Annotated in this window: 18 protein-coding genes; 8 read left to right on the top strand and 10 right to left on the bottom strand. The window is 54.8% G+C overall.

Annotation, left to right across the window (positions count from 1 at the left end):
• Nucleotides 1-352 (bottom strand): DUF6124 family protein (locus ACYYKW_RS11995; protein ID WP_464990206.1); only part of this gene is annotated, 352 nt, incomplete at its 3' end.
• 821 nt (nt 353-1173) lie between these two features.
• On the opposite strand from ACYYKW_RS11995, the gene ACYYKW_RS12000 reads away from it, so the two are divergent.
• Complete coding sequence (locus tag ACYYKW_RS12000; RefSeq protein WP_464990207.1) at nt 1174-3018, top strand: hypothetical protein; 1845 nt, start codon at nt 1174-1176, stop codon at nt 3016-3018.
• 372 nt (nt 3019-3390) lie between these two features.
• Here ACYYKW_RS12000 and ACYYKW_RS12005 read toward each other — a convergent pair whose 3' ends face one another.
• The 5 genes from ACYYKW_RS12005 to ACYYKW_RS12025 form a co-directional block, all read right to left on the bottom strand.
• Nucleotides 3391-5154, bottom strand: coding sequence for a hypothetical protein (locus ACYYKW_RS12005; RefSeq protein WP_464990208.1), 1764 nt, complete (start codon nt 5152-5154; stop codon nt 3391-3393).
• A gap of 350 nt (nt 5155-5504) precedes the next feature.
• The gene (locus tag ACYYKW_RS12010; protein ID WP_464990209.1) at nt 5505-6314 is read right to left on the bottom strand and encodes a DUF2971 domain-containing protein; all 810 of its coding nucleotides are present in this window, start codon (nt 6312-6314) and stop codon (nt 5505-5507) included.
• A gap of 274 nt (nt 6315-6588) precedes the next feature.
• Nucleotides 6589-7755 (bottom strand): DUF3800 domain-containing protein, encoded by a 1167-nt coding sequence (locus tag ACYYKW_RS12015; protein WP_464990210.1) that lies wholly within the window; start codon nt 7753-7755, stop codon nt 6589-6591.
• A gap of 167 nt (nt 7756-7922) precedes the next feature.
• Nucleotides 7923-8294 carry a hypothetical protein gene (locus ACYYKW_RS12020; protein ID WP_464990211.1) on the bottom strand — a complete coding sequence of 124 codons (372 nt, stop codon included), beginning with the start codon at nt 8292-8294 and terminating at the stop codon, nt 7923-7925.
• Between the two features lie 254 nt (nt 8295-8548).
• Nucleotides 8549-8980 (bottom strand): type II secretion system protein N, encoded by a 432-nt coding sequence (locus ACYYKW_RS12025; RefSeq protein ID WP_464990212.1) that lies wholly within the window; start codon nt 8978-8980, stop codon nt 8549-8551.
• Nucleotides 8981-9113: 133 nt separating this feature from the next.
• Here ACYYKW_RS12025 and gspH point away from each other — a divergent pair, with 133 nt between their 5' ends.
• Both gspH and ACYYKW_RS12035 read left to right on the top strand, forming a co-directional pair.
• Nucleotides 9114-9566: a type II secretion system minor pseudopilin GspH gene (gene gspH / locus ACYYKW_RS12030; protein WP_464990213.1), complete on the top strand. Its 453-nt coding sequence runs from the start codon at nt 9114-9116 to the stop codon at nt 9564-9566.
• Complete coding sequence (locus tag ACYYKW_RS12035) at nt 9563-10171, top strand: PulJ/GspJ family protein (RefSeq protein WP_464990214.1); 609 nt, start codon at nt 9563-9565, stop codon at nt 10169-10171. Before gspH ends, ACYYKW_RS12035 begins: the two co-directional genes overlap by 4 nt.
• Nucleotides 10172-10862: 691 nt before the next feature.
• Here the strand turns inward: ACYYKW_RS12035 and ACYYKW_RS12040 are convergent.
• The 3 genes from ACYYKW_RS12040 to ACYYKW_RS12050 are packed head-to-tail and all read right to left on the bottom strand — an operon-like array spanning nt 10863 to nt 13130.
• The gene (locus ACYYKW_RS12040) at nt 10863-11801 is read right to left on the bottom strand and encodes a FecR family protein (RefSeq protein ID WP_464990215.1); all 939 of its coding nucleotides are present in this window, start codon (nt 11799-11801) and stop codon (nt 10863-10865) included.
• 31 nt (nt 11802-11832) lie between these two features.
• Complete coding sequence (locus tag ACYYKW_RS12045; protein ID WP_464990216.1) at nt 11833-12384, bottom strand: RNA polymerase sigma factor; 552 nt, start codon at nt 12382-12384, stop codon at nt 11833-11835.
• A complete protein-coding gene (locus ACYYKW_RS12050; RefSeq protein WP_418951605.1) occupies nt 12381-13130 on the bottom strand; it encodes a secretin and TonB N-terminal domain-containing protein in 750 nt (249 codons plus the stop codon). Before ACYYKW_RS12050 ends, ACYYKW_RS12045 begins: the two co-directional genes overlap by 4 nt.
• Nucleotides 13131-13252: 122 nt before the next feature.
• Between ACYYKW_RS12050 and ACYYKW_RS12055 the strand changes: the two genes are divergently transcribed.
• Nucleotides 13253-13567, top strand: coding sequence for a hypothetical protein (locus ACYYKW_RS12055; protein ID WP_464990217.1), 315 nt, complete (start codon nt 13253-13255; stop codon nt 13565-13567).
• 135 nt (nt 13568-13702) lie between these two features.
• Here the strand turns inward: ACYYKW_RS12055 and ACYYKW_RS12060 are convergent, their stop codons facing one another.
• Nucleotides 13703-14143, bottom strand: a complete 441-nt coding sequence (locus ACYYKW_RS12060; RefSeq protein ID WP_090282959.1) for a carboxymuconolactone decarboxylase family protein — start codon at nt 14141-14143, stop codon at nt 13703-13705.
• A 312-nt stretch (nt 14144-14455) separates the two neighbouring features.
• On the opposite strand from ACYYKW_RS12060, the gene pdxR reads away from it, so the two are divergent.
• The 4 genes from pdxR (at nt 14456) to ACYYKW_RS12080 (ending at nt 17905) form a co-directional block, all read left to right on the top strand.
• Nucleotides 14456-15889: a MocR-like pyridoxine biosynthesis transcription factor PdxR gene (gene pdxR / locus ACYYKW_RS12065; RefSeq protein WP_464990218.1), complete on the top strand. Its 1434-nt coding sequence runs from the start codon at nt 14456-14458 to the stop codon at nt 15887-15889.
• 123 nt (nt 15890-16012) lie between these two features.
• On the top strand, nt 16013-16306 hold the full coding sequence (locus tag ACYYKW_RS12070) for an antibiotic biosynthesis monooxygenase family protein (protein ID WP_464990219.1): 294 nt from the start codon (nt 16013-16015) through the stop codon (nt 16304-16306).
• 369 nt (nt 16307-16675) lie between these two features.
• Complete coding sequence (locus ACYYKW_RS12075; RefSeq protein WP_464990220.1) at nt 16676-17077, top strand: cupin domain-containing protein; 402 nt, start codon at nt 16676-16678, stop codon at nt 17075-17077.
• Nucleotides 17078-17344: 267 nt separating this feature from the next.
• Nucleotides 17345-17905 carry a hypothetical protein gene (locus tag ACYYKW_RS12080; RefSeq protein ID WP_464990221.1) on the top strand — a complete coding sequence of 187 codons (561 nt, stop codon included), beginning with the start codon at nt 17345-17347 and terminating at the stop codon, nt 17903-17905.
• Nucleotides 17906-17979: the final 74 nt, after the last annotated feature.

The raw sequence follows: 17979 nt of genomic DNA on the forward strand, positions 1-17979 counted from the left end.
GCAACTGCAAATTATCCAAAGCCCGATTCACCGCCAGCTCCCCGAGCATGATCAACTGCGAAATCCCCAACAACGCCCGCCGCTGCGACGCCGGCAACAGACTGGCGACGTTCTGCGCAAGGGTCTGGGCCGAAGCGAGCGTTTCACTGGCATCGATCAGCAGTTCTTCGTTTTTGTTGTCCGCAGTCACGGCATACATCCCACGGTGTTTACGCGGCGGCGGCGTGGAACCGGGCTGACAGAGGTAATGGTCGAGCGCACGGTCGGCGGCTTCGTGGAGTTTTTTGGAGTTGCTGGATTCGTAGGGGGATGTGGGGTTGGATTCGGGTGGGTTGGGGGTTGGTTTGATCATGATGAAGCTCCATTTTTATACCTGGTGGAACCACCAAAACCTGTCGCTAAACAGATAAGGGTGGCAGCTGTACGCGGGTTAGCGAACCGAGAGGTATAAGACCCGGCAGACCCGAAGGTCTCCCACGCACAGCCGCCATATCGTCATCGCAAATGTCTGCGACAACTGGAGCGTCGTTGAACTTATACCTGGTCGGGTCGCTAAACCCGGTCGCTGGGTTGGCAGCGACACGTAGACGATATAGACCAGGTGAAAAGCCCACAAGCCGGCGGATTCTGGCGTAGCTGTAGGCAAAGGCGCAAGGAGGTGTAGCCTGGGAGAGTGTTTGGAGATGTCTTTTTAAACATTGGTGTTTATCGAGATCTCATAACGTTTTTCGCCTCAGACGGATTCGTCCCTCATCCCGTTTGTTAAGCTGTTTTCTTAGCGGCGAAGCATGGCCGCTTTCGGCCAAAAGCGGTCGTCGTATCCCGCGGTTATGGCAGGCATTGCACCAACCGCCTGTTTTTGCAGCTGTTGTGGCGATATCGGAGGGATTAGAGTGAGAGGCGTCGAAGCCACTGCTGAGATAACTCACTGATGGAGCGATTATTTCGCAGCCTGAAACCTGAGTTGATTCCATCAACGGGGTACACGACAAGTCATGAAGCTCAGCAAGGCCTTAGGTAATATTTGATGCATCGCTGCAACTTGATCAGACTGCATCAGCTTAACCATGACCTGCCGCTGACAGTGGCCGAAGAAAACTTAACCCACTGCCTGGGATGCGTTGACCTATAAATGCAGAACCTAGCCAACCAGAATACGTCGAGCCAAAGCTTATGATGATTTCGTTTGCCTCCCCCGAATTCTACTTGAATAAAATTGAAGACACACTGCTCAATCCACATGACTTGCAAAAGGCGGGGGTAGCAATTTTCAGCTTCTTTAGCGGAAGTGATTACATCACAGGCCAGCAAGTAACCGTGGACTCTCGGCATTTTGAAATAATATTTAGAGACAAAATGCTAAGCGCTTGGTGCCAAAGAAACCCTAGGGCTACCTTAAAGTGGATTGAGATCATGTACTCTTACTTCAGAAGTATGTCTGCAATTCCCGATATAGCCTCATGCGTATGGCCTTGGGCACGAAGTATTGTCGATATTTATAGGGAATTTGAGTTGGAAGCCTTTATGGCTTCATGTCAGTTAGCATCATGGGATTTTTTCTACGGCAAGGAGCATCACCCCTCTTATTTGGAGTACATGAAAAGCCTTCCACTGAAAAATAAGCATGCGAAGCGATGCAGGCATTTATTCAACACGACCGCTATAAATCTTGGGCATCAAGACTATCTGGAAAATGCTAAACAGGCATTTAAGGATAGAAAGAATTTTGCCGGGGCAAATACAGCAATGGCGATAATAAATTACTATTGCCACGTAGAGCCACGAGATGATGTTCTTGACGAATTGATAGCATTCTTGGCGGGCCGCCAGATGCGTGACTACGTATCTAATGGAAATCTCGACTTCTTAAAACCTCTGATCGGCCAGCTGCACAAAAATAACAAATACGAGTCCTTGTTGAAACTGCTCAGAAGCCTCAAGAAAAATAGCAGTGCATCACCACCGCAATATTCGCATGGCTTTATAATTAGCAATAGCAAGAAGTTATCTATACTGTCTACATCGGGAAAGGATGAATTTGAAAACGAAGACAATTATGAAAGCTACAAGAAACTCATAAGAGTTAGCAACAGATCTACGAATACCGCAATAAGCTTGCTGGGTGAACTCGACGAGGATATTACATATTATGATGAAAAGCGTAGAGGCGCCCCACCTATAGATGACGACCTTAAGTGTCTTGAGCTGACCGTCATTGAACACTTTCGACTACACGACTCATTGTATGGCGAGCTAAACACTATAACCTTAGTCCCCTCCCATAACTTCCCAATACAATCTGCGCTATTTAGTCTTGGAAAAACAGCCCCTATCATCTCAGCAAGTCTTGAAGATATAATTGACGATCCAGATGTGAAGAGTTTCATTTTCTTCCTATCCAGCAGCACCTCAACGTGCAATATTGAGCGAGAGTTCATTGCAAGGGAATTTGGCGAAGATCAAGAAGTGATAATAGACCCCAGCCCTGAACTATTTTTCCAGAAGCTTGGATCTAATAGGCATGACGTTATCTATATTTCCGCGCATGGGGAATATAATCATTGGGGCGAGAGTAATGCGGATGAAATTTATTTCAGCGAGACATCAAGGATAAATGTCGAACTGCTAAAGACCTGTAAGCCGCAAATTGGTCACAAGCGAAATGTCATATTAAACATCTGCGACGGCGCCACCGTAACCATTAGCTGTAATCCATACAGCAGAGGTATGGCCGCTGCCTTGGCGAAAGGCAATCAAACAACAATTTCCCACTTATGGCCGGTTAGCCCTGTTTACGCGTGTGCATTCGGAGCCTTAATCCTCCACTTCATAAAGTCGCATACCGCAATTGAAGCGGCGCGATTAACATTCAACACATTGAACAGTGACCTTGATCAGGTTATCAAAGACATGATCGCGATCTCTCAGTCTTTTAGCGCTTTGGAAGATTATCTTAATGGAAAAAACTTTAATATTCGCGAATTTAAAAACATTGGAAGCGTTGCGGTTTACTCCTAAAGCAGACTAGATATACCCGAGCCTCGAGCCGGAACAAAAGTGACAGCTAAATTTTCCGCAGAGTGTGCGTTTTCTATCAGACAGATCACGAGCAGCAGCGGCCGGTTGATAGAGCTTACGCTGGACATCGAGTTCCCAGATAAGGCAGCGTGCGCTCAGTCGCAGTATTGTCGCTGCAATTTGAAGCTGACCACTCGCGCCTTTCATATCGATGACTAACAAGGTGGTATATATAATGGCCTAACTGTCCGTTTCTGGTCGTTTTCTGACTCTCGCAAAGGGCAGTCATCGGCCAAAACCGGACTAGCGCGGCTAGTAATGAGCGGCCTGACTTTTTGACTCCGTGAACTCTAGGAAACTAGGGGCAATGCATTATGCCCTCACTAAAATTCGCTGCAGGGGATGGTTGATCGCAATCAACGCCTCGATAACACCCTTGAAAACCACATCCAGTGCCAAACCGTGCCCTTGACTTAGGGACGCCGTGTCGAATCCTTGATCTTGTAGCCTGACCATGACTTCAGCTCCCGAACTATCGTGGGCGTAGGCATTCCGGAGGTCGCTAGCTACGAATAGCATTGCAATTCTAGAGTTTCTATTATTCCACCCTTCGGGCTCATCTTCGTTTGAAAACGCATCCAGAGGATCTTCTTGGGCATCCAATAGAGTCAGGACATTCACAAGGGCTTCCAGCAGTTTGAGGCTCTTCAACTTCACCAGTTTATCTCTCGGCACTCCCGCCGCTTGGAGAAGCTTTCGGAGAAAGTCGTCGGGTATCCTTTGGTACACCTCGTGGATGGACTTACAGCGAGAAAGGAACTCTCGCTGGGTCATTTCAAGAGGGGCGACGTGTGCCAGTCTCGCTAAGTACGGGTAGCTCCACCACCCTTCATTCTTGACTTGGTCATCTGAAAGACCAACGATATCTTGAGCGGCTTTGACGATGCCAACACTTCCAGCCAGCACCGACAAGTTTCTACCCAACGCTAACAACTGGTGAGCAAATCGGTCGGTCAGGGAGACGACATGCTCCTCAGCTTTGTCGAAGGTCTCGGCAACCTCAGGTAAAACAGCGTTGGAATGCGCATGGAGTAATTCACGCGTGGGCACACCGGAATAAAGCTCTCGTATTGGAACTCTGATGAGATTTCTGCCCACTCTCAAGCAGCCAGAAAATGCCCATTGTCCGGAGTATGACGGGTTGTTGTACCAAACCTTCGCTTGCCCCGCGGGCGTGCTGTCATAAAGAGTGTTTTGCTCGTACTTCTCCAGAAATCGATCACTTAGGTAAACAGCTTCCCCGAACATGTCATTTCGAACCGTATGAGCCGTGACTGGTTTTTCAATACCTGGCCAAGAAAGATTTTCCGCACTAGGTGTGCGGCACAATTGACAAGAAACTGCTTCAACAGTTGCCCAGATTTGAAGGAGATATCCGTTCCCCTCCTCGTCCTTTCGAAGATCACCGTTGAACCATTTATCTTCGTCGCCAAGAATAAGAACCTTTTGATCCCCAACCAGACCTTTCAGGAATGCCGAGTCAGGTAGCATTGCCTGGTAGTAAAACTGCCTGACTCCACGAGCACCTCTTAACCAAAGGTACTTTCGTAAATACTCGTTGGACATCGTCCACCGGACGTTTCGTGATGCTTTGAAGTAGAACTGGCTGGATATTTCGCCTTCTGCAACAGCAAACTCAGGCAGCTTTGGGTCATCGTAAATAATGCGCTGCTGTTCATTACCGATACAACGCGGGGTCAGTCCCAACGCCATCCAAACCTTTTCTGCAAGGTTATAGGTGTAAAAAAGCCCGCTTCCCCAAGATGCGACGATGTAGTCATAGCCGTTGATGCCGGGAGTGAAAATCTTGCGGGTACCTTTTTCACCGAGCTCAGGCACCGAGTAAGCGACCAGACCTTGCTCGGTGTAGAGCACTGGAGAAGGAGCGACATCATCGGGCACCACCGCCATTGCCATAAGGACAATTTCGCTGGCTGGGCCGTACAGATCGTGCTCGGTGAAGCTGCCTACGTCGACCTTGAGGGATGGTTGAATGCCAATTGGCTCAAGAAGCGCCCTCAAGCGGGCAGGCAGAAATTCGGCTGAAATTGGGAAATCTTTTAGGTAGTCCAGCATTCTTGGTCTCCGTTGCGGCCGTGGAACGTAATGTACGTCATCCATGCACCTCTCCTCGTTTCGAGCAGGGAGACTACCTCGGAAAAATATCAAGCTGCCACTATAGATATCTAGATCAGATATGGTGTTGCGTTAAGTGCTCTCCTCCGCCTGGTTGGTGCCGGTCGGCGCCGGCCGCCTCTGGGTGACCGCTTTCGGCCCATGCTGCAGTTCGTGCGGGGAAAAATCAATTAGTGGACTTTCAATAGGTCTAAGGCTTAGGGAATAGAAAGAGATGGCAGGTACCGGACAGTCTGCCGTTGGGGATATCTTTGGACTCCAGCGATGCTGAAGTAAAGATGTTCATCCATTCAGAAATTTCTCAAGGAACACTTACTTTCTTTAATTGCACACGTGATAGAGTGTTTTTCCAAAAACATTTCCAGTCCTTTCCGTGCGAGCGACATATTGATGTTTGGGCCGATGGTGATTTCCTTGATCCATGAGTGTTGGATAGGGTATTCAAAATAGGGGATTATTACGCCTGCTCTAGTTCGAAAGCTTATATCATGGTTCTTTTCTAAATTTGATTGAATGACCAGCCTAGTTTCTTGTTCGTCGTAAAATTCTTTAGGCTTCACAGCGCAACCATGAAAAAATAGCTCATTAGCTAGTTGTGTCATGGCTCTTTCGATGGTGACAACTTCAGCATCGGGAGAGTTGAAAATTCTTTCATGTAGCAGGATTTTATTTATTTTTGTTTCGTGATAGTCCACCTCCTCCAGCCGGCACACTATTTTCTTATCACGCTCAATATTTCCGTCCACCAGTACTTTTTGCGAGTCAAATTCTATAGAGTAGCCTGCGTTTTTAGGGCAGTAGGACATCCACTGGCGTAAATTATCGCCAGCTTTTGAGAATGAAATTATATATGTATTTCTTTTTGTTAAATTATCTTGAACGAACTCTGGAATCCTACCATAGAGTTCCCTGATTGCGCTCTGGAGTGGCTCATTAGAAATTTCGAAAGTGCTTATCTGTGCGCATTTTCTTCGAATTAGCTCGATTCCTGCCAGCATCTCTTGAGAATCGTTCAAAAAGCCTATGTCGGTAGCCCATAGCGCTTGCCTCTGTATTATACCGGTTAGGCCGTTAACGTCTGTGTAATGGTGAAGATCCATTTATGCCTTTGTCTCGCAAGCGTAGCGATTATTGGGTCAGGCATAATGCCATCATGCAGGACTATTTTCTATAGCAAAGCCGAAACTGCATAGGAGGTTTGTTTAATACAGTGGCTGTTCCACCTGGATGGCCGTTGCGCCGGGATTTGATGAGTCAATTTTTTGCGACTTTTCCATTTTTACTGATCGGCAGCTTTTGGCCGTTTGCTGTCAGTCACGACAGGCAGCAGTCGGCCAAAAGCCGTCATCGAGTGTCTGCAAACTCAGAGCCGATTTACCCCATCTGAAAAGGTGAAACTCTCAACCTGCGCGTTATATCTGCAATTACCTGTGGCAAGCCCTCTGTGAGACTCATGTTCTCCATCGCCCTTTGATGCAAGTGCTGCAATAGAAGAGTATTGCGTTGGGCTCGCTGAAGTTCGAGTCTCACTTCATCCATGTCGGGCACTACGCTGCCATAACGAGCCTGTCGTGCAATGATGTGCCGCCAATGGTCAGCCGATTCATCTTTGACCCCTGAAAACACGTACACGGCCGCAGCGGCGACGGCGTCCGCAATCTGAATGCCGTGTGCTTCATGTGATGCAGCAAATTCTATTGGGCCGGACAGGTTGAACGTGATCGGATGTTGCTCTCCCCCCATTTCAGAGAAACTCTTTGTCGTATTGCCCACCATTGAGGTGAACATCTCCTGGTTGTGTTGGAGAGGTTTAGAGTGATCGCAGACTGCTGTGATTATCTCATGCTCGACTCCCCAATTAGCCAAGAGGGTATATAAAGCGGAGTTGGTCAGATCAAGCACCCATTTGCCCGTCTCACCGTTCGCTAATGATGCCAATTCACTTCGAATATCTTGGTGACGCTTTTGGGCAAACTCACGGATCAACCTGATAGTCTCGGAGTGCTCCGCAACCGCTGACGACGAGAAAATAGTTTCGAGATTTTGCCCGCTGCCGTCCCTCATCAGCGCTTCAAACTCAGCGAAGAGCTCATCCGCACCCGCACCGCGGGTGATGAACTCCATATACAGCACGTTCGCTATGAAGCGATGGAAACCAATCCCATAGAAAAGAGAGTTGATATCGGAATAACAAGGCTCAAAAATGTACTCGTGAAATTTTGCGGCCAAGGCAAACTTTTTGTCGGAAACTGAGACTTTAATTCGACCATCGAAAGCATCAAGCACCTCCGTGATTGCTTTCCTGCCTTTCGCAAACTTCACAAGATTGGCACCTTTTAGCTCGCCCCCTTGGATGTTGTATTTCTTAATAATCCTCTCCACAGTCGTTTTCGCCTCATCATCATCTGTAGCAACCGAGGCGTAGGCGAAGTAATTCTGTCTTGGGTGCAGCAGATTGTTACCTGTAAATCCGGACTCATCGAAATATATTTTTTGTGACATCCCACATTCCTTGTAGTGATATAAATTGGCGTTCGGCACATTAATGCCCCTATTGGGTTAAGAGGACGCTGGTGGACGCCTAATTCTGATCTGAATATCGCAACAAAGGCGGAGAAAAGCCACCAATTTGCCATCGGATATTCCGCCGACTGCTTTTGGCCGTTTGCTGCCGATTGCACTCTTCGCTTCCGACCAATCGCGCACACCTAATCCAGATTTTGAGATTCTCCTGATGCCGCTGCCAGTATCGCGACATATGTGCCTTCCTCTGGGACATAGGAAACAAATTTTTCACTGTTTTGTTTTTGCACCCAAAGGCGTCCACAGTTCTGGCACTCGTAGGCAGTCGACATTCGTTGAATGTAGAGGCTGAATATCCGGTCTTGCAATTTGTCAGCAGCGCTCAACGAGGGTGAAAACTGGCCCAATGCATCGGCGATCGCAGCTTTGTCTCCGGACTCCGCCGACTCGACCAGAGGCTTGAGTTCACGGTGCACCTCATCCCAAAATTCATTTTCTACCTCGTCGCGAAGCAGGCTCGCCTTGTAGGGCAAGCTGTCGGTCTGATCGGTAATCACATGGCCACACCTGCAACCCAGTTTGCTCATTTTCGGTCATCAACCTGATGTTTGATCGCTCATTAAATGGCGGACAGCTCTTCGTAACAACTCCTAATTGATCGTCCGCTCCTGGCCGAAAGCAGCCGTTAACGACCATGCGGTTTTGACAATAGGTCATCTCGACAACTCTCGTCTTTTCCAGATCATTTCGTTGAAATGCGCTTGAATCGCCGCCCCATCCAAACTGCAAACGACAGCTTCAATCTCAAAAATCACGGCCTCACCAACCTAGGCAACACCACCCCATCCCCCAACCTCTCCACCCCCAACCGCACCCTCTCCCCCCCCTGCTCAACCACAACCCCATCCCCCTCAACCGCCACCAACTTCACCCCAACCCCAACCCGCTCCCCCGCCAAAAAGCTCCTCGGCGGTCCATCATTCAAACTCAATATCGCCACCGCCCCGCGACTCCCCGCCATCACCCCGCTCACCTTGATATCCACCGGCGCGGTCTGGTTGGAGAACCACTGCAACGCCGGGCTATCACTCCTTGCTGCCAGCAACTGCGGGGCCGCTGCCGGTGTGTGCGATTCGGCGGTGGTCAGCAACAGCGACGACCATGTCGCGACGCCGACCAGTGCGGCGAGCAGCGCGAGTGCCTGGACCATTTGCGGTGGGGAAAAGCGTGTGGTGAGTCTCATGGGGTGAATCTCCTTTTTGTCCCTGTTGCCAGCCTACGCGGCAATTCTCTCCGTTTTATTTCACACGCCTTACATGTTGGCGGTGCATCTTGGCTGTTCGGGACATGGCGGGACGCGAAGGAGCGTGCGATCGATGGACGCGGGCAAGCAACGGGGTTTTACGCTGATCGAGTTGATGGTGGTGCTGGTGATCATCGGCATTGCCAGTGCGGCGATCAGTTTGAGTATCAAGCCTGATCCTGCGCAGTTGCTGCGCAAGGATGCCGAGCGCGTGGCGCAGTTGCTGCAGGTCGCGCAGGCGGAGGCGCGTGCGGATGGGCGGCCGATTGTTTGGGTGAGTGATGCCAAGGGGTTTCGGTTTAGTCGGCGTAGCGACAGTGGTCGGGGGTTTGAGCATTTCAAGGATGACGCGCAGTTGCGCCCGCGTGCCTGGCAGAGTCCGAAGGTCGAGGTGCGTGTGGAGCCGAAGCAGCGGGTTGTGCTGAATGCTGAGTGGATCAATCCGCCGTTGCAGGTGACGCTGTCCGATGGCTTGAGTCGGTTGAGTGTGCTGCGTGATGGCTCGGGTCGGATCAGTCTGCAATGAGGGCTCAACAGGGGTTTACGCTGATCGAGGTGATGGTCGCGATTTTGTTGATGGCGGTGGTCAGTCTGATTGCCTGGCGTGGGCTGGACAGTGTGACGCGGGCGGATCGGCATTTGCAGGCCAGCAGTGAGCAGAGCGACGGGTTGTTGCGGGTGTTGAATCAGTTGCAGCGCGATGTGGATATGCGCGCGGGGGTTGAGTTGACTGAGCCGCGCAAGGTTGGTGTGGATGATGAGCCGCCTGCTGCCCCGCCTGCGATTACCGTGCGCAGCAGTGACAACAAGGGGTTTCGGTTGGATGTGATTCGCACGGCGGCGGATCAGCCGGGGGCGTTGCAGCGGGTGCGCTGGTGGTTGAAGGGCGACACGCTGTATCGGGCGGTGGCTGAGGCGCGCAGTCGGTATCCGTTGCCGGCGCCTGGGGCTGGGGTGGCGGTGTTGCAGGATGTGCGGGATTTGCAGGTGCGGGTTTGGGAAGTGGATAAGGGTTGGCGGCAGTTGAGTGGGAATCGGCGGGAGGATCCGTTGGGGTTGGAGATTCGATTGAGCCGGGGAACGCCGCAGGGGGTGGAGGTTTATCGGCAGGTGATTGGGCCGTTGCAGTGATGCTTTTTTGTAGGAATGAGCCTGTTCGCGATTGCGGTGGGTCAGTTGTTGGAGAGGTTGGATGGTGTGGCGCTATCGCGAGCAGGCTCACTCCTACAATTGGATTGGGTTGGGTCAGTTTGGGATTGGTTGGATGTGCGGGCGCTATCGCTGGCGAGCCAGCTCCCACAGGGATTGGGGTTGGGCCGTGGGAGATGGGTTGGTTGGTGGATAGCTATCGCGAGCAGGCTCACTCCTACAATTGGATTGGGTTGGGTCAGTTTGGGGTTGGTTGGCTTTGAGGGCGCTATCGCTGGCGAGCCAGCTCCCACAGGGATTGGGTTGGGCAGTGGGGAGATGGGTTGGATGTGCGGGCGTTATCGCTGGCTGGCCAGCTCCCAAAGGGATTGGGGTTGGGCAGTGGGAGATGGGTTGGTTGGTCGGTAGCTATCGCGAGCAGGCTTACTCCTACAATTGGATTGGGTTGGGTCAGTTTGGGATTGGTTGGATGTGCGGGCGGTATCGCTGGCAAGCCAGCTCCCACAGGGATTGGGTTTGGGCAGTGGGAGATGGGTTGGCTGGTGGATGGCTATCGCGAGCAGGCTCACTCCTACAATTGGATTGGGTTGGGTCAGTTTGGGATTGGTTGGATGTGCGGGCGTTATCGCTGGCGAGCCAGCTCCCACAGGGATTGGGGTGTGGGTGGGGATGGTTAGCTGAGGACGACGACGCCGCCTGGGAGTTCGGTGCATTTGATGCCGTAGGCGTCGCGGATCAGCAGGGCGACGCCGGCGAGTTGGTTGAGGTTGAAGCGGGCCTGGACGCGGCGTTGGCCGAGGTCGCGGTTGAGCAGCAGGAGCATGCCGGGGCGGTAGCGGTTGATTTCGTCGATCATCTGGCTGAGGGTGGCGCCGTTGAAGACCAGGACTTGTTGGCGCCAGTTCATCACGGCGGCGGTGTCGACGGTTTGGACGCTGCCGATTTGGCGGGCGTCGTAGGTGACTTGCTGGCCGGGTTCGAGGCGCAGGCTGCGGCCGTCTACGTCGACTTCGACCGCGCCGTCGAGGCAGGTCACGCAGACTTGTTGATCGGTGTTGCGCAGGTTGAAGCGGGCCTGACTTGCGCGTAACCACCCGCCTCCGGCCTGCATCGCCAGCGGCAATCGGGCGGTTTGTACTTCGACTTCGCCGCTGACCAGTTCGAAACCCTGCACGCCTTCGGCAACAGTGCGCTGGTTGATGCGGGTCTGGGTGTTGAGTTCCAGGCTCACGCCTTGCGCCGGTTCGACGCGGCGTTGCTGGCCGACTTCGGTGATGTAGTCGGCGCCGAGCCCTTCGAAGCCGCCGGGGATGGTGCCACGCACCAGCAGGAAGGCGGCTGATGCGGCGATGGCGCCGCCGAGGAAGGCGCGTCGACCGAACCCGCGCGGTGCCTGCACGCCTTGCGCGGCGGGTTGCAGGTTGTGCCACAACACTTTGGCCTGCTCGAACGCCTGAGCATGTTCGGCGCTCAGTGCACACCATTCGCGCAGGGCGCGGGCGTCGGCGACGGTGGCACGGCCGGAGGTCAGCAGGATCAGCCAGTCGTGGGCTTCGCTGTGCAGATTGTCGGCCGCCGAGGGTTCGGCAGGGGTCAGTCGAAAGATGTTCAAACGCGCAGATTCTCAACCAATTGATCGGGCTCTATTCAGAAGACGGTTTTCCGGCCCCGCGACCGAACCGTTGAAACACTTTTCTTTCCAGTTTCGCTGCGCAGTAGCCCAACGCGGCTTTGATTTCCTTCTCGACCATGCGCGTGGAGATGCCGAAACGCTCGGAGATTTCCAGGTGCGGCGCCTCTTCCAGGCGTGCGGCGATGAAGATCCGTCGGCGTCGCGCGGGCAATTCGTAAAGGGCGCTGAGCAGTGACTGGATTTCCTTTTGCCCGCCGACCACCCGCGACGGATCGAGCGATTCGTCGCCGATCTGCAGCAGCTCTTCGACTTCCTCGCCGGTGAGCAGGCGCGCGTCGGCCTGACGCCGGTCGGCGGCGATGTTCAGAGCCATGCGATAGAGGTAGGCATTGGGCCGCAGGACGTTCGGCGGCGTCTCCATGCGGTCGACGCGCAGCCAGGTTTCGTGCAGCACGTCGTTGGCCAGGTCCTCCGAGCCGAGACGTCGGCGCAGACGTCCGCGAAAGTCCTCATAGGACGTCAGAAACAGCTGCGCCAGCGACCCTTGTCCGGTGTCTTTCATCCCCCGGAAACTCCTTCCCATGTGGTGCATTCCATGCGTTTCCCTGAAGACTCCGGTAACAACAGCAACGTGACCGGCTGACGCAAGGCACTGGGCGTCGGCCGGTCGATCCTGAATTGGCGAAAGCTTTCCACCAGCGCGTTGTCGCGCCGTACATCGCCGGTCGAAGTGACCAACCGGTTGTGTTGCACCACGCCGTCGCGCCCGACCCAGACCTGCAACAGCGCGCGGTAACTGCCCGGCCGGGTCAGCGGCGAGCGACACAGATTGCGCTCGACCGCGGCCTGCACCGCCGTGGCGTAACTGCGGCTGACGGCGATGCTTTCCGCCGACTGCTTTGGCGGCGGCTCCGGCACGTCTTCGACCTGCGCCACTTGCAGGGTAAACGCGTCGGCGCGGGCATACCGCGCCATCAAGCCACTGCCGCCGAGCAGTCGACGCAAGGCATCGGCGGCGGTGTATTCACCGTCCACCGCCAACGAGCGGCGGCCGCGACTCAACTGACTGTCGACCAGCACCGCGACGCCGGTGGCGTGGCTGTACTGGTCCAAGGCATGCGCGAGGTCCTGCGCCGGAATGTGCAGCGTCATGCGCACGTCCGCCGGCGTCGGTTGCGCGCCGACCGGGCTCGCCGCGCAGCCAAGCAACCACCCCAGACAGATCCGGCGCACAATAATCGTTGAACGCTGAAAACCGCCTCGGGAAGTGCCTCGCTGCACGGCTGACGAATCCTTGAAAATCGTCATCCTGAGGGCTGTTTATGAATCTGGTGTGACGGCCGGTGCAAAAAAACCATCACGGGAATTACGCAAGGCTTGCACTAGACTCAAGGCATCGCGCGGCCGCATTGGCCGGCCAGGAGGCGAGCATGAAAACACTGTGGCGAATTACTCTCGGCGGGCTGTTGCTGACCGCCGTGTCTGGCGCTTATGCAGAGGAACCGCTGGGTTGCGTGGAGGTGTCGGTCGGCGGCTATAATGCGCCGAACTACGATTGCCTGAGCCAGCAAATGGGCAACAATCCCGAAGGCGCAGCGGCGGCGCAGAAGAATCTGGAAGCGCTGAATGTGCCGGTGCACAAACGAGCGCCGAATCAGGTCGGCCTGGCGACACCAGCCGCGACCAGCACGCGAATGGGCAATACCTTCGGCACATCGGTGAAACCGCAACGCCCACCGCAATAACCCCACCCGCTCACTGATCGTTCCCACGCTCCGCGTGGGAATGCAGCCCGGGACGCTCCGCGTCCCCTCCAGAGCCGAACGCGGAGCGTCCGTGGCGGCGTTCCCACGCAGAGCGTGGAAACGATCAGCGGTGCCTTAGTCGCTCGGCACCTGGCGAAAACTCACCGCCAAGCGATTCCAACTGTTGATCGTGGTCACCGCCATGGTCAGGTCAACCAGCTCTCCTTCGCTGAACTGCTCACGCGCCTGCTGATAAACGTCATCCGGCACGCGACTGTCCGCCAGCAGCGTCACCGCTTCCGCCCACGCCAGCGCAGCTCGCTCGCGCGGGTTAAAGAAGTTGCTGTCGCGCCACACCGCAATCGCATACAGCCGTCGATCACTCTCCCCGGCCCGCCGCGCGTCCACCGAATGCATGTCGGTGCAGAATGCGCAGCCGTTGAGCTGCGAGGCGCGGATCCGGATCAATTGCAGCAGCGGCGGCTCGATACTCAGGTTGGCGGTCAGCGCCTCCATGGCAATCATCGCTTTCATCGCCTTGGGCGAAGCGTTGTAGTAATCCAGGCGCGGGGACATGGGCAGGTCTCGGTGGACGGAATGATGAGTGCACCGTAAGCGTTGGCGGGCGCGGGTTACAGCCCCAATATTTCGATTTATGGCTACACCATTAATCTCGGAATCACGCGATCCCCTGTAGGAGTGAGCCTGCTCGCGATAGCGGTGTGTCGGTTGGTTAATTGGTGCCTGACACACCGCTATCGCGAGCAGGCTCACTCCTACAGGGGTTGTAGGCCAATTCCGGGTATTTGCGGTAGGCAACTATTGCCAATCGGCCAATAGCAGTAATCTGCCCGACACTTCACTCATCGCCCCCGGAGCCCTGTCGGTATGGAACTTCATGTCGTGATCAACGGCCGCAAGGACCTGGCCGGTCAGTTGTATCGACAACTGCGCGGGGCGATCGAATCCGGGCGGCTGGCGGCGGGCACGCAATTGCCGCCCAGCCGTTTGCTCGCCGAGCAATTGGGCATCTCACGAAAGACCATCTCCGACACCTATGCGCAGCTGACCTACGAAAACTTCCTCACCGGGGTCATCGGCAAAGGCACCTACGTCAACGCCCGCCCGGCGCAAATCCAGCGCAAGCAGAGCCACAGTGAACTGGCCAGCGCCGAGGTGATCGAGAGCTGGTGCAATCTGCCGGTATTCTTGCGCCATCCGACGCTGGAAGGTTCGCTGCGCTACGACTTCATCGGCGGCGCTACCAGCAAGGGCCAGTTCCCCCACGATGACTGGCGCCGCTGCGTGTCCCACGCCATGCGCCAGATGGCCCAGTCCAAGGGCTTCTACAGCCTGCCCGAAGGCCTGCCGGCGCTGCGCAACGCGATTGCCCGACACATCGCCTTTTCCCGCGGGGTCAATTGCCAGGACGAGGACATTGTCGTGTGCAACGGCGCGCAACAGGCGCTGGACCTGATCAGCCGCGTGCTCACTCGCCCCGGCAGCATCGTGGCGATGGAAGATCCCGGTTATCCGCCGGCTCGCCTGCTGTTTGGCACCCATGGCGCCGAAGTCATCGGCGTTCCGGTCGATGCCGAAGGCATGCAGGTCGAGCACATTCCCGATGGCACGCGCCTCATCTATGTCACGCCATCGCACCAGTTCCCGCTGGGCATGCGGATGAGCCACGCGCGCCGCGAAGCCCTGCTGGCCCGCGCCTATGAGCTGGGCGCAATCGTCATCGAGGACGATTACGACAGCGAATTCCGCTACGAAGGCCGGCCGACCGATTCGCTGTTCAGCCTCGACCAGCGCGGCATCGTTGCCTACGTCGGCACCTTTTCGAAGACCCTGCTGCCGGAGCTGCGTCTGGGTTACGCGATTCTGCCGCCGGCGATCCTCGAAGCGGTGATCCGCGCCAAGCAGCTTACCGACTTGCACGCCTCGACCCTGCCGCAATGGGCGCTGGCCAAGTTCATTGCCGAGGGCTGCCTGCTCAAGCATATTCGCCGCTGTCACACCATTTACGCTCAGCGCCGCGAGCGCATTCTGGCGCGCATGGCGGACGATCTGTCGCCGTGGCTGGAAGCGGTGCCACCGAGTGCCGGTTTCCACATGACGGTGTGGTGCAAGGTGCCGATCGACTTGCCGCTGGTGATCGAGCTGGCGAAAAAGGTCGAGGTTGGCCTGTACGCGATCAACGGTTTCTATTACCAGCAACCGGCGAAAAACGGTCTGTATTTCGGCTTCGGCGCGATCGAAACCCTGGACATCGACACCGCGCTGGATCGCCTGCGCGACATCCTCGAACAGCTCACCTGAGCCATTGGCCTGAGGATTTAACCGCCGATTGGTTATTGGTCTTCGAGGGTTGCAGGCCTATTCTGCACAGGCGTTATCCCTCAATGAGCAGGATTCGTCCGGCCTGATTCAGGAGTGTGAGCAATGTCCAACGAAGTGATCAACACCGTGCAGGTGCAGGCTGTCGCCGGCCGTTCGGAGGAGCTGGGCAAGCAGTTGCAGAGAATCGTCGACACCCTGCGCGAAACCCCGGGCTGCGATTCCTACCTGGTCGACCGCTGCCCAGAGGACAGCCACCGCTGGACTGCCAGCGCGCGCTGGCAGTCGGAAGCGGCGATGCAGGCGCATTTCAACCGGCCCGAGGCGCAGGGGTTTATCGACCTGATCGATAGCCGCTTGGCCAATAGTGTGGATTTCAACAGCTTTCCCATCGTCTGAACCGGCCCCTTCGCGAGCAGGCTCGCTCCCACAAGGTTACGTGTTGCTGACGAGACAGGTGAGCAACCTCGAACCCTATGGGAGCGAGCCTGCTCGCGAAGGCGTCAGCCTGGTCAACATTGGTATTGTCTGACCCACCGCTATCGCGAGCAGGCTCACTCCTGCATGGGTATTTGCCAAGCCACAAATCTCACCCAATCCCCGAATCCCTGTGGGAGCGAGCCTGCTCGCGAAGGCGTATTGCGCCGCGCCGCAAATCCCTCTGACACCGCCAATTGGTCACCCCATCTTCCCGAACATTGGCCGTTTGAATGCTCCAGACTGCGGACTACTGTGATCAGCAACACCCATCATCACAGGTAACCTGCCATGAAAGCCCTGCCCCTGCTCGCCGCCGCCCTCGCCTTCAGCCTTTCGAACGCTGCCCTGGCCCACGACCCCTCGGAAAAAGTCACCGTGCTGCAAGAGCAACTCCTCAAAAACGCCCCCGGCAAAAAAGCCATGATGATCGAGGTCGACTACCCGCCTGGCCAGTCGTCCATCGCCCACAAACACGACGGCACAGCGATGGCGTATGTGCTGGAAGGCGAAGTAATTTCCCAGGTCAAAGGTGAACAACCCATCACGTACAAGAAGGGTCAGTTCTGGTACGAACCGGCCGGCTCCGAGCATCTGGTGTCGAAAAACGCCAGCCAGAGCAAGCCTGCCAGGTTGTTGGTGTTCATGGTCCTGGCCCCCGATGAACCCGTGCTGATCCCGCTGAAAGACTAATGGCTGCCGGATCAGCAATAGCAGAAAACGCTTATCGAAGGATCAGGGCTTGTATCGATAACAAAGGATCTTTCGCTAGCAGGCTCGCTCCCACATTTTAGAATGGTTTCCAGGTGTGGGAGTTGCACTGGCGAAGTTTTGTCGCCCGTACATATCCCCACACGTAATCCTTTTGGACTTCGTCAGTAGCACCCATTAATGTCCATACGCGAATGCTAAACAGACATTCACACTGTTGATAATCGCCAAGGAATGGACGAGAACATTATGAGCGCTAACGTAGAGAAATCCTTCATAGCCAGAGTTACATGCAGCGCGACGCGCATGACGTACTTCGATCAACACCCTGATGCCGATGAGTTGAAGGGGTCGGGGCATCTTCTTACTACCGCTCATGCCTATTCGCGACTAAACATAATGGCGCCCTATTACGAAAACGGCATCAACCCTGTCCACATAGTGGCTTACTTCCGTTGTTACGATGATTACTACAATATTCAGATTCGTAGCAGTCACTATTTTGGTAATTTTTTCAGCAAGAATGATGATCGTATTCTTGGCGCATTCCCGGCAGCGGGTGGTGATACTACGTCGTTCAATCTTTATAATTCCAATAGCGAACTTGTAACCCTGGACAGCCTTGAAGGCAGTCACGCAACGGTTTATCTGCGAGCTCGAAACGCGGGTTTCATCAATAGACAATTACGCGAAGACGTATACGTCTACACGTATGGCGACGCACCGGGTGACCCGGTGACGTTCAATCTGGAGATTCTTGAGCGGAATGTCGATTATCCGACTTCCAATGTGCCCTACGCTCAAGCGTAATCAGCTCATTCAATAAATAACCGACAATAAAAAGCCCCGACATCTCACGATACCGGGGCTTTCTCATTCAACCA

It is taken from the genome of Pseudomonas sp. 15C (genome assembly GCF_055484735.1).

What these genes read in the sequence shown, in the direction of transcription:
- ACYYKW_RS12070 (WP_464990219.1), top strand. Translation starts at nt 16,013, where the DNA reads ATGTCCAACGAAGTGATCAACACCGTGCAGGTGCAGGCTGTCGCCGGC.
- ACYYKW_RS12045 (WP_464990216.1), bottom strand. Translation starts at nt 12,384, where the DNA reads ATGAAAGACACCGGACAAGGGTCGCTGGCGCAGCTGTTTCTGACGTCC.
- ACYYKW_RS12010 (WP_464990209.1), bottom strand. Translation starts at nt 6,314, where the DNA reads ATGGATCTTCACCATTACACAGACGTTAACGGCCTAACCGGTATAATA.
- ACYYKW_RS12025 (WP_464990212.1), bottom strand. Translation starts at nt 8,980, where the DNA reads ATGAGACTCACCACACGCTTTTCCCCACCGCAAATGGTCCAGGCACTC.
- ACYYKW_RS12000 (WP_464990207.1), top strand. Translation starts at nt 1,174, where the DNA reads ATGATGATTTCGTTTGCCTCCCCCGAATTCTACTTGAATAAAATTGAA.
- ACYYKW_RS12075 (WP_464990220.1), top strand. Translation starts at nt 16,676, where the DNA reads ATGAAAGCCCTGCCCCTGCTCGCCGCCGCCCTCGCCTTCAGCCTTTCG.
- ACYYKW_RS12060 (WP_090282959.1), bottom strand. Translation starts at nt 14,143, where the DNA reads ATGTCCCCGCGCCTGGATTACTACAACGCTTCGCCCAAGGCGATGAAA.
- pdxR (WP_464990218.1), top strand. Translation starts at nt 14,456, where the DNA reads ATGGAACTTCATGTCGTGATCAACGGCCGCAAGGACCTGGCCGGTCAG.
- gspH (WP_464990213.1), top strand. Translation starts at nt 9,114, where the DNA reads ATGGACGCGGGCAAGCAACGGGGTTTTACGCTGATCGAGTTGATGGTG.
- ACYYKW_RS12005 (WP_464990208.1), bottom strand. Translation starts at nt 5,154, where the DNA reads ATGCTGGACTACCTAAAAGATTTCCCAATTTCAGCCGAATTTCTGCCT.
- ACYYKW_RS12035 (WP_464990214.1), top strand. Translation starts at nt 9,563, where the DNA reads ATGAGGGCTCAACAGGGGTTTACGCTGATCGAGGTGATGGTCGCGATT.
- ACYYKW_RS12080 (WP_464990221.1), top strand. Translation starts at nt 17,345, where the DNA reads ATGAGCGCTAACGTAGAGAAATCCTTCATAGCCAGAGTTACATGCAGC.
- ACYYKW_RS12050 (WP_418951605.1), bottom strand. Translation starts at nt 13,130, where the DNA reads ATGACGATTTTCAAGGATTCGTCAGCCGTGCAGCGAGGCACTTCCCGA.
- ACYYKW_RS12055 (WP_464990217.1), top strand. Translation starts at nt 13,253, where the DNA reads ATGAAAACACTGTGGCGAATTACTCTCGGCGGGCTGTTGCTGACCGCC.